7 protein-coding genes are annotated in these 11,406 nt (G+C 71.4%); 5 read left to right on the plus strand and 2 right to left on the minus strand.

Annotated elements, in window-relative coordinates; all coding sequences use genetic code 11:
• Positions 1-36: 36 nt before the first annotated feature.
• Together ACFWEP_RS23855 and ACFWEP_RS23860 are read right to left on the minus strand one after the other, a co-directional pair.
• Positions 37-2,019 (minus strand): lamin tail domain-containing protein, encoded by a 1,983-nt coding sequence (locus ACFWEP_RS23855; RefSeq protein ID WP_387372684.1) that lies wholly within the window; start codon positions 2,017-2,019, stop codon positions 37-39.
• Positions 2,020-2,164: 145 nt separating this feature from the next.
• Positions 2,165-3,073 (minus strand): CAP domain-containing protein, encoded by a 909-nt coding sequence (locus tag ACFWEP_RS23860; RefSeq protein WP_387372686.1) that lies wholly within the window; start codon positions 3,071-3,073, stop codon positions 2,165-2,167.
• 165 nt (positions 3,074-3,238) lie between these two features.
• Between ACFWEP_RS23860 and ACFWEP_RS23865 the strand changes: the two genes are divergently transcribed.
• The 5 genes from ACFWEP_RS23865 (at position 3,239) to ftsY (ending at position 11,353) form a co-directional block, all read left to right on the plus strand.
• On the plus strand, positions 3,239-3,520 hold the full coding sequence (locus ACFWEP_RS23865) for an acylphosphatase (protein WP_328719183.1): 282 nt from the start codon (positions 3,239-3,241) through the stop codon (positions 3,518-3,520).
• A gap of 437 nt (positions 3,521-3,957) precedes the next feature.
• A complete protein-coding gene (locus ACFWEP_RS23870) occupies positions 3,958-4,167 on the plus strand; it encodes a hypothetical protein (protein ID WP_266709608.1) in 210 nt (69 codons plus the stop codon).
• Positions 4,168-4,550: 383 nt separating this feature from the next.
• Positions 4,551-8,267 carry an AAA family ATPase gene (locus tag ACFWEP_RS23875; protein WP_387372689.1) on the plus strand — a complete coding sequence of 1,239 codons (3,717 nt, stop codon included), beginning with the start codon at positions 4,551-4,553 and terminating at the stop codon, positions 8,265-8,267.
• Between the two features lie 209 nt (positions 8,268-8,476).
• Positions 8,477-9,895, plus strand: a complete 1,419-nt coding sequence (locus tag ACFWEP_RS23880) for a sugar porter family MFS transporter (protein WP_387372691.1) — start codon at positions 8,477-8,479, stop codon at positions 9,893-9,895.
• Between the two features lie 255 nt (positions 9,896-10,150).
• Positions 10,151-11,353, plus strand: a complete 1,203-nt coding sequence (ftsY, locus tag ACFWEP_RS23885; RefSeq protein ID WP_387372693.1) for a signal recognition particle-docking protein FtsY — start codon at positions 10,151-10,153, stop codon at positions 11,351-11,353.
• The last annotated feature ends 53 nt before the right edge of the window (positions 11,354-11,406 follow it).

Raw genomic sequence — 11,406 nt, forward strand, 5'->3', positions numbered from 1 at the left:
CCTTTCGGTCCCGGGCAGCCTCGTTCGTGATCAGGATCAGCAGCGGAAGGTGCCGCTGTAGAGGGCGTGTCCGTAGGAGGAACTCCCGGAACCGAAGCCGTAGACCCCGTCGTCGCTCCAGACCGCTTCGCGCAGGCCGTCGACGCACGTCGAGGCCGGTGCGAGGGCGAAGCCTTCCAGATTGCCGGCCGGCATGACGGCCGGGTTCGTGTAGGTCACGTCCGGCACGATCGCACCGTCGGCGTTGATCTTCATGAAGGTGTGCGTCTCGCCGCAGGTGTTGTCGCAGGTCGCGACGAGGCGCTGAGTACCGGCGTCGAACGTCACGTCCATCACGGAGGCCTTGCCGGTCGTGATCGCTCCGAACGTGGTGAACGTACCGTCGGAGTTCAGACCGTAGACACGCAGCGAACCGTCGTACTCCAGTCCGGCGAAGAACAGGCCGGACCCGTGCGTCGGGTAGTCCGTCGGATCGTAGGCGGCGTGGGTGAGCGGGTCGACCCAGCCGTTCGCGGTCAGCCAGGTGTCCGGCACGTGTCCGACGCCCTCGAATCCGAGGTTGGCGTCGTCCTTGTCACCGGTGTCCAGCTGCGGGAACTGCGCGGTCATGTCCCACTGGTGGACCGGCGTCAGCGTGGATCCGGTCGACGCCGGGTCGAACTCCAGGATCGTGTCCTTGGGCTCGGTGTTCTTGGTGTTGTCGCGCTCGGAGGTGACGTAGAGGTGGCCGTTTCCGCCGATCGTCAGGCCCTCGGAGTCCGGCTCGCCGGAGCCGCCCGAGAAGCGGATCTGCTTGCCGGTCGCGCTCCAGGACGCGTCCGGGATCCACTTGCCGCCGCTCTTGACCAGCTTGTAGAGCCAGTTCTTGTTCTTCGCCGCCCACAGCACCGACGGGTTGGCCGGGTCGAACGCCAGGCCACTCACGTCCCGGCCCTCCGGGCCGGTGGACGTGGTGAACGCGCAGACGTTGTCCGCGATCGTGACGTCGGCGCCGCCGGGCCACGCGAGGGTGCCCGTCGGTGTGGAACCCGTACCGGAGGCCGACTCGGGGGTGCAGCCGCTGGTGAGGGACCCGCCGCCGCCCAGCAGCTCGCCGGTCCCGGTACCACCGCCGGTACCACCGCCGGTGCTGCCCGAGCAGGAGTTCACGGCGCCGGGCGTCGCGGTCGTGGCGGTCCGGAACGGACCCGTGCCGTTGGCACAGCGCTCGGCCGACGGTTTGGCGCCGCCGGTCGTCCAGGTCACCGAGTCGACGGTGTTGCCGCTGCCGTCTACCAGGAAGACCGAGTCGTTGTCGCCCAGCCCGGTGGAGGAGTCGAACGTGACGTACCCACCTGCCGGGATGGTCGTCGCGCTCGGCGAGGAGGACGAGACCGACACGAAGGAGTGGGAGGTGTCGTTGTCGGAGTACTTCCACGAACCGAGGCTGACGGCGCCGGTCCCGCCGTTGTACAGCTCCACGGTGTCGGAGCCGGTGGAGGAGACCTCGTTGATCCGCACCCGGCCGGCCGCAGGGACCGACGACGGGCAGCCGGAGGCGTTCGCGGCGCCGAACGTGGTCGTCGAGATCGCGGTGACCCACGCCCCGGTGCCGTCGCCGCCGCACCGGGCCATCGCGGGCTTCGCCTTGTCGGTCGCCCAGTCGACACGGTCGACCACGGTGCCACCGGACGTGTAGATCACCAGTTTGTCCGAGTCGCCGAGTCCCTTGGGCGAGTCGAAGGTGACGAAGCCGCCGGCGGGGATCGTGCCGGCGGACGGACTGAACGACTGCGGCGAGAAGCTGTCGTCGGACATCTTCCAGCCGCTGACGCTCACGGCGGTCGAGCCGGTGTTGTGGAGCTCCACCGTGTCGTTGTTCGACGAGGTGACTTCGTTGATCCGGACGTTCTGGTAGCCGGCCGGGTCTGCGGCGGCCGCGGGCTGAGCGGTCAGGACTCCTGTGACGAGCAGTCCTGAGAGCGACAGAGCGGCGGCGGACAGGGAGGCGACGCCGGCACGCGTGGGTGAGGTAGGCACGAGGGACGATTCTCGTGACACGTTCTTGAACTGCAGTGCACTCCAGGTGAACGCCGGCCCCTGGTCACCGGAACGCCGGGCTACGGAGCGTTTCTCCGCGTCGATCTCCCACGACGGCTCCACGGGCCCGGGGCACGGAGACTTCTCAGAAGCCGAAGTCCTGCGTCCACCAGGGGCCGCCGTCGGCGATGTGGACGCCGACGCCCAGGGTCGTGTAATCGCAGTTGAGAATGTTTGCCCGGTGGCCTTCGCTGTTCATCCAGCTGTCCATCACGGCCTGTGCGTCGGCCTGGCCGCGGGCGATGTTCTCCCCGCCGAGGTTGGTGATCCCGGCCGCCGCCGCGCGGTCCCAAGGCGTGTCGCCGTCCGGGTCGGTGTGATCGAAGAAGTCACGGGCCGCCATGTCCTGGCTGAAGCTCTGGGCCAGTGAGGTCAGCGAGGAACTGAGCGTCACCGGGCTGCAGCCGACCTTCGACCGCTCCTGGTTGACCAGGTCGAGCACCGCGGCCTGTGCGGAGGCGACCGCGGACGACGCGGGCGCCTCGGTCTTCGGCGCGGCCGACGTCGGTGCGGGGGCGGCGGCGGTGGACTTCGCCGGAGCCGGCGCGGCGGTCGTCTTCGTCACCGAGGGGGTGGCGGACGGCGTCGGGCTCGCGGTCTTCTCCGTGGGGGACGCGGAGGGGGTGGCGGAGGCGGACTTCGAGGGGGCCCCGGGGCGCTCGCTGCCCCGGCTCGCCGGGGTGGGGGCCGCCGTACGGCCCGTCGGGTCGGCGCTCGCGGTGCCCTGCGTGAGCAGGTCCGGGGCGCCGCCGGAGTCGGCGCGGTCGGCGTGCGAGCCGTCGCTCAGGCCGTACGTCTCGCCGCCCGGGAGCATCCCGGACGCGGCCGCGACGGCGCCCACCGCCACGGCGGCGGAAATCCCCAGCAGCCCGGCGCGCACCGGCAGGGGCACCCGGCGCTTCGGCCGGCGGGTGCCGCCGTGCCGTCCCCCGGAAGGCGCCGGGGTGGTTTCGTCAGCGGCGGGGCCTGCGGCGGATCGTCGGTGGCGTCCCATGCGCTGTGCCTTCCTCGTGCCGTTCGGCGGCCCCGGTGATCCCCGGGGACGTCACCGTGTCCGTGGTTCTCACCCGATCGGGTGAGCTGTTTGCGACCGGACTGTACGCCATGACGGACGGGCCGCGAGGGGCTTCGGGCGGCTCGGTCCGGTTAGCGTTCCCGCATGAGTGAAGACGCACGACTCGTGGTGTGGGTACGCGGCCGAGTACAGCAAGTAGGGTTCCGCTGGTTCACCAGGGCAAACGCTCTGGAGATCGGAGGGCTGGCCGGCTTCGCCCTCAATCTCGACGACGGCAGGGTGCAGGTCGTCGCCGAGGGCGCACGTGAGAATTGCCACCGTCTGCTGGAGTGGCTGCGCTCGGACGACACGCCCGGACGTGTGGACGGCGTGACTGAGATCTGGGACACCCCGCGCGGCGGCTACGACGGCTTCGCCATCCGGTGACCGCCCCGGCCGCATGCCGGGGCGCGGAGGCCGTCCGCGCGGCACCCGCGGCGCCCCGCCGTGGTGCGCGCCTGCCGGTGGCACCCGGAGTGACCTGCGGTGCAGTCCCGGCGCGCCCCGGTGTTGCCAAGGGCTGCGGGGCATGCGAAGCTACCCGGTTCGCCAAGATCGCCGAGAGGTGCCGGTCGTCCGGCGGCGGCGGGCCGGGTGATCGTCGGGCGGGTCGCCCCGGGGATGGTGGCGCCCACGGGGTGTGATCGTGTTGACCGTCAAACTTTTTGGTGAGACTCTGAAATCCCCGCGCACCTCAGCTGTTCGACAGGGCTGTTTCCGCAGCAACCGCAGTGATGACAAGAGCACTGCCGGGCACCGCGGGTGCGATTCCCTCACGACCCACACCGCTTCGGTCGGTCACTCAGTGTGGAGGACCATCCATCATGGCAAAGGCGCTTCTCGGTTACGTCGGCGGTTCCGACCCGCGACTCCTCGCCGAGATGCGACGGCTCCAGAAGCGCGTCCAGGACCTGGAATCCGAGCTCGTACGGATCCAGGACGAGAACGACGCGCTCAACGCCGCCGCCCAGCACCAGTCGCTGCTCGACGGCATCGACATCGATGTACCCCAGGCAGAGCCCGCTCTGACCTGACCGGTCGCCCGTAAGGGGCCGGCCGGGCCCGCAGACATCTCAGCGGCCCGGGAGCATTTCTGGATCGTCTTCACCGCGGATTGGCGGTACCGGACGCCGTGATCGCCCGCGATCCCGGCGGAACGGCCACCGGTCCGCCGTGCGGGACGACCCGCGGATCAGCCGGACCGCAGACCGCGCACACCGGTGCTCCACGCTCCACCAGGGACGCTTCGGCGTCCCTTCTTTCTTTCCCCCTCGCGTCAACCCGGCTACCCGGTCCGCCCCCGGCTCCGCGCCCGTACCGCATCCCTTTCCCCAGGGAGATCAGCGGTGCGGTTAACGTCAGATGTGCCCTGCACCCTCAGCGGTGAAACCGTGTGCGAAAGGTAGAGTCCGGCGGCGTGCATCTCAAGGCCCTGACCCTGCGCGGTTTCAAGTCGTTCGCCTCCGCCACCACGCTGCGCTTCGAACCGGGGATCACCTGCGTCGTCGGCCCCAACGGGTCGGGCAAGTCCAATGTGGTGGACGCGCTCTCCTGGGTCATGGGGGAACAGGGGGCCAAGTCCCTGCGCGGCGGCAAGATGGAGGACGTCATCTTCGCCGGGACGACCGGGCGCCCGCCGCTCGGCCGCGCCGAGGTCTCACTGACCATCGACAACTCGGACGGCGCGCTGCCCATCGAGTACGCCGAGGTGACGATCACCCGGATCATGTTCCGCAACGGCGGCAGCGAGTACCAGATCAACGGTGACACCTGCCGGTTGCTCGACATCCAGGAACTCCTCTCCGACTCGGGCATCGGCCGCGAGATGCATGTCATCGTCGGCCAGGGGCAGTTGGACTCCGTCCTGCACGCCGACCCGATGGGCCGCCGGGCGTTCATCGAGGAGGCCGCCGGCGTCCTCAAGCACCGCAGGCGCAAGGAGAAGGCGCTGCGGAAACTCGACGCGATGGGCGCCAACCTGGCCCGCGTCCAAGACCTCACCGAGGAACTCCGCCGACAGCTCAAGCCGCTCGGCCGGCAGGCGGCCGTCGCCCGGCGGGCCGCGGTGATCCAGGCGGACCTGCGCGACGCGCGGCTGCGGCTGCTCGCCGACGACCTGGTCACCCTGCGGGACGCGTTGCGTGAGGAGATCGCCGACGAGGCCGAGGCGAAACGCCGTAAGGAGTCCGCCGAGGCGCGGCTGAAGGAGGCCCTGGCCCGGGAGGCCGAGCTGGAGGGCGAGGTCCGCCGTCTCGCCCCGCGCCTCCAGCGGGCCCAGCAGAGCTGGTACGAGCTGTCGCAACTGGCCGAACGGGTCAGGGGCACGATCTCGCTCGCCGATGCCCGGGTGAAGAGCGCCGCCGCCGTACCCGAGGAGGAGCGCCGCGGCCGGGACCCCGAGGAGATGGAACGCGAAGCCGCCCGGATCCGCGAGCAGGAGGCGGAGCTGACCGCCGCGCTGGAAGCCGCGGAACACGCACGGGAGGACACCGCCGCCCACCGGGCCGAGCTGGAACGCGAACTGGCGGCCGAGGAACGACGCCTCAAGGACGCCGCGCGGGCCCTCGCGGACCGCAGGGAAGGGCTCGCCCGGCTCGGCGGCCAGGTCAACGCCGCACGCGGCCGGGCCGCCGCCGCCCAGGCCGAGATCGACCGCCTCGCCGACTCCCGGGACGGGGCGAGGGAGCGTGCCGCCGCAGCCCAGGAGGAGTACGAGCAGCTCAAGGCCGAAGTCGACGGACTCGACGCGGACGACGCCCGGTCGGCCGAAGAGCACGCGGCCGCGCGGCGGGACCTGGCCGAGGCGCAGGCCGCCCACGGCGCCGCACGGGACGCCGTGACCGCGGCGGAGCGCGGCCGGGCCGCCACCGCCGCCCGCCACGACGCCCTCGCGCTCGGGCTGCGCCGCAAGGACGGTACGGGCGTCCTGCTGGGCGCCGGGGACCGGCTGGCCGGACTGCTCGGGCCGGCGGCCCGCCTCCTCGACGTCGAGCCCGGGTACGAGGTGGCGGTGGCCGCCGCGCTCGGAGCGGCGGCCGACGCCGTCGCGGTGACCGGGACCGCGACGGCCGCCGAGGCGATCCGGCTGCTCCGCGCCGAGGACGCGGGCCGCGCCGCGCTGCTGCTCGGGGGTACGGAACTTCTCGGCCGCCCGGCAGAGGACCCCGGGCGGGTACCGGCGCAGGGCGGCGACCAGGTGCCCGGGCGCCCTGCCGCGGTGCCCCCGCAGGCGGTCGCCGCCGAGTCACCCGCCCCGGTGTCGGTGTCCGCCGGTGATCCGGCCGTCGCGGCTTCGGGGACGCGCGATGCCGGTACGGGTGTCCGTACCGGCGCCGGCCGGCCGGTCGCCGGGCTCGTCCGCGCGCCGGGCGGACTCATGGAGGCCGTGCGGGCGCTGACCCGGGACATGGTCGTGGTGCCCACGCTGGAGGACGCCGAACGGCTCGTCGCCGCCGAACCGGGGCTCACCGCCGTCACCGGCGAGGGCGACGTGCTCTCCGCCCACTTCGCGCACGGCGGCTCGGCCGGGGCGCCCAGCCTGCTGGAGGTGCAGGCATCCGTCGACGAGGCCGCCGCCGAGCTGGCCTCGCTCGTGGTGCGCTGCGAGGAACTCGCCGAGGCCCAGCGGCTCGCCGCCGAGCGCCGCAAGGAAGCCTCCGCCCGCGTCGAGTCGCTGGAGGAGCGCCGCAGGACGGCGGACCGGGAGAAGTCCCAGGTCGCCCAGCAACTCGGCCGGCTCGCCGGGCAGGCGAGGGGAGCGGCGGGCGAGGCCGAACGGACCGCGGCCTCGGCCGCCCGCGCGCAGGAGGCGCTGGAACGCGCCACCGAGGAGGCCGAGGTGCTCGCCGAACGGCTGCTGGTCGCCGAGGAGACGCCCCTGGAGGAGGAACCGGACACCGGGCGGCGCGACCGGCTCGCGGCGGACGGGGCCAACGCCCGCCAGACCGAGATGGAGGCCCGCCTCCAGGTCCGTACCCACGAGGAGCGGGTGAAGGGCCTCGCGGGGCGGGCCGACTCCCTCGACCGGGGGGCCAGGGCCGAGCGCGAGGCCCGCGCCCGTGCCGAGCAGCGCCGCGCCCGGCTGCGCCACGAGGCGTCGGTGGCCGCCGCGGTCGCCCACGGCGCCCGGCAGCTGCTCGCGCACGTCGAGGTGTCCGTCGTACGGGCCGAGGAGGAGCGCGCGGCTGCCGAGGCCGCGAAGGCCGAGGGGGAGAACGCGCTCTCCGCCGCCCGTGCCGACGGCCGGGACCTCAAGGGGGAGCTGGACAAACTCACCGACTCGGTGCACCGGGGCGAGGTGCTGGGCGCCGAGAAACGGATGCGCGTGGAGCAGGTGGAGGCGAAGGCACTGGAGGAGCTGGGCGTCGAACCGACGGCCCTGGTCGCCGAATACGGCCCCGCCCGGCCCGTCCCCCCGTCGCTCCCGGCCGAGGGGGAGGAACTGCCCGAGGACCCGGAGCACCCGCGCAACCAGCCCCGGCCCTTCGTCCGGGGCGAGCAGGAGAAGCGGCTGAAGTCCGCCGAACGGGCGTACCAGCAACTCGGAAAGGTGAATCCGCTCGCGTTGGAGGAGTTCTCCGCGCTGGAGGAGCGCCACCAGTTCCTCGCCGAGCAGCTCGACGACCTGCGGAAGACCAGGGCCGACCTCCTCCAGGTCGTCAAGGAGGTCGACGAGCGGGTGGAGAGAGTCTTCACCGAGGCGTACCAGGACACCGCGCGCGAGTTCGAGGGAGTCTTCTCCCGGCTGTTCCCGGGCGGCGACGGACGACTGATCCTCACCGACCCGGAGCACATGCTCACCACCGGCGTGGACGTGGAAGCCCGCCCGCCGGGCAAGAAGGTGAAGCGCCTGTCACTGCTCTCCGGCGGCGAGCGGTCCCTGACGGCGGTGGCCCTGCTGGTCGCCATCTTCAAGGCCAGGCCGAGCCCGTTCTACGTGATGGACGAGGTCGAGGCGGCCCTCGACGACACCAATCTGCAGCGGCTCATCCGCATCATGGAAGAACTCCAGGAGAGCTCCCAGCTGATCGTGATCACGCATCAGAAGCGGACCATGGAGGTGGCCGACGCCCTGTACGGCGTTTCCATGCAGGGTGACGGTGTATCGAAAGTGATCAGTCAGCGTCTTCGCTGAATCTTCACGCAATTCCCCGGGCTGCTTCACGCGAATGGAAGGACCCCGGGTAGGCGTGGACTCTCGTACACGCCCGAATTCGACGAAGGAACGGATGGCCCCCCGACGCATCCCCTGCGTATTCAAGTGGTGGCGATCTGTTTCGTATGCGCCACTTAAAGGGCTCATCCATCCACGTCTGACATTGCGGGCAGGCACCAGGAGTTCATGTGACCAGCAGAGCGCAAGGACCGGAGTCCGGAGCCAGAGGGGCTCACCCGGACCACATCGGGCACGTCATCTTCATCACGGCCGCCGCCGCGATGGGCGGCTTCCTGTTCGGCTACGACAGTTCCGTGATCAACGGGGCCGTCGAAGCCATCCGCGACCGGTACGACATCGGGTCCGGAACCCTCGCCCAGGTCATCGCCATCGCCCTGATCGGCTGCGCCATCGGCGCCGCGACGGCGGGACGCATCGCCGACCGCATCGGCCGTATCCGGTGCATGCAGATCGCCGCCGTGCTCTTCACGGTGAGCGCGGTCGGATCGGCGCTCCCCTTCGCACTCTGGGACCTGGCGATGTGGCGCATCATCGGCGGCTTCGGCATCGGCATGGCCTCCGTCATCGGCCCCGCCTACATCGCCGAGGTCTCGCCGCCCGCCTACCGCGGCCGTCTCGGATCCTTCCAGCAGGCCGCGATCGTCATCGGCATCGCGATCTCGCAGCTGGTCAACTACGGCATCCTCCAGATCGCGGACGGCGACCAGCGCGGCAAGATCGGCGGGCTGGAAGCCTGGCAGTGGATGCTCGGTGTGATGGTGGTGCCCGCCGTCCTGTACGGGCTGCTCTCCTTCGCCATCCCCGAGTCGCCGCGCTACCTGATCTCGGTCGGGAAGAAGGAGCGGGCCCGCAAGATCCTGGCCGAGGTCGAGGGGAAGAACGTCGATCTGGACGCCCGCGTCACCGAGATCGAGACGGCCATGCACCGGGAGCACAAGTCTTCCTTCAAGGACCTGCTGGGCAGCCGCTTCGGCTTCCTGCCCATCGTCTGGGTCGGTATCGGACTGTCGATCTTCCAGCAGCTCGTCGGCATCAACGTCGCCTTCTACTACTCGGCGACGCTGTGGCAGTCGGTCGGCATCGACCCGACGGACTCGTTCTTCTACTCGTTCACGACCTCGATCGTGAACATCATCGGTACGGTCATCGCGATGGTCCTCGTCGACCGGGTGGGCCGTAAACCGCTCGCCCTCACCGGCTCGGTCGGCATGGCCATCGCGCTGGCCTTCGAGGCGTGGGCCTTCTCCGCCAAGCTGGTCGACGGGAAGCTCCCCAACACGGAGGGCACCGTGGCGCTGGTCGCCGCCCACGTCTTTGTGCTCTTCTTCGCCCTGTCCTGGGGTGTCATCGTCTGGGTCTTCCTCGGAGAGATGTTCCCCAACCGCATCCGCGCCGCCGCCCTCGGTGTCGCCGCCTCCGCGCAGTGGATCGCCAACTGGGCCATCACCGCGAGCTTCCCGAGCCTGGCCGACTGGAACCTCTCGGCGACGTACATCATCTACACCTGCTTCGCGGCCCTCTCCATCCCCTTCGTGATCCTGTTCGTGAAGGAGACCAAGGGCAAGGCCCTGGAGGAGATGGGCTGACCGCCCGCCGCGGGCCCGCCCGTCCGACGTGCCGGCCCGCAGGTCCCCGCCCGCCCGCTCCGTCCTCGCCGCCCCGGCCCCCGGCCGGGGCGGCGGTGTTCCCGGTGCCGTCGGGGTGCGGTACCCGTTGCTGCGTCCCGGCCGTGTCTCCGCTCACCACAATGACCGCCAAAAGGCGCAAAGTGGTGCATCGGATGCCGGAGGGAACTCCGAGGCAGCTCCCCGGCTCCGCCCGTGGCCGATACTGGACGGGTTATGGAAATCGTCATCCTTGCTGTAGTCATCGCCCTGGTCGCTGTCGGCCTGATCAGCGGGCTCGTGGTCAGCAGCCGCAAGAAGAAGCAGCTGCCGCCCTCGGCGCCGTCGAGCACGCCGACCATCACTCCTCCCGCCGAACCGCGTGCCGGTGAGGAGTCCGAGGCGCCGCGCGACGAAGCGCGGCGCACCATCGAGGACGCCGGTCTCCCGGACGCGGAGGCCCCCGCCGAGGAGGCCCCGGCCGCGGCCGCGCAGGCCCCTGTCCTCGACGTCCCCGAGCCCACCGCCGGCCGTCTCGTACGGCTGCGGGCACGGCTCGCCCGCTCGCAGAACTCCCTCGGCAAGGGGCTGCTCACGCTCCTGTCCCGGGACAACCTCGACGAGGACACCTGGGAGGAGATCGAGGACACCCTTCTCACCGCCGACGTCGGTGTGGCTCCCACCCAGGAGCTCGTCGAGCGCCTGCGCGAACGCGTCCGGGTGCTCGGCACCCGGACCCCCGAGGAGCTCCGCGCCCTGCTGCGCGAAGAGCTGATCACCTTGCTGGGCCCCGACCTCGACCGTGAGGTCAGGACCGAGGGCGGCGCCGAGACCCCGGGCGTCGTCATGGTCGTCGGCGTCAACGGCACCGGCAAGACCACCACGACCGGCAAGCTGGCCCGGGTGCTCGTGGCCGACGGCCGCAGCGTGGTCCTCGGTGCGGCCGACACCTTCCGCGCCGCCGCCGCCGACCAGCTCCAGACCTGGGGCGAGCGCGTCGGAGCGCGTACGGTACGCGGCCCCGAGGGCGGCGACCCCGCGTCGATCGCCTTCGATGCCGTGAAGGAAGGCATCGCCGAGGGCGCGGACGTCGTGCTCATCGACACCGCCGGCCGGCTGCACACCAAGACCGGTCTGATGGACGAGCTCGGCAAGGTCAAGCGCGTCGTGGAGAAGCACGGCCCGCTCGACGAGATCCTGCTCGTGCTCGACGCCACCACCGGCCAGAACGGCCTGGTCCAGGCCCGGGTCTTCGCCGAGGTCGTGGACATCACCGGCATCGTCCTGACCAAGCTCGACGGCACCGCCAAGGGCGGGATCGTCATCGCGGTCCAGCGTGAGCTGGGCGTCCCGGTGAAGCTCATCGGGCTCGGAGAGGGACCGGACGACCTGGCCCCGTTCGAGCCGGGCGCCTTCGTCGACGCGCTGATCGGCGACTGACCGCTCCTCGCACCCGCACGCACGCCGATGGGCGGCGGCCCCCGACCGGGGCC

This window comes from Streptomyces sp. NPDC060198, from assembly GCF_042728415.1.
Lineage (GTDB): Bacteria > Actinomycetota > Actinomycetes > Streptomycetales > Streptomycetaceae > Streptomyces.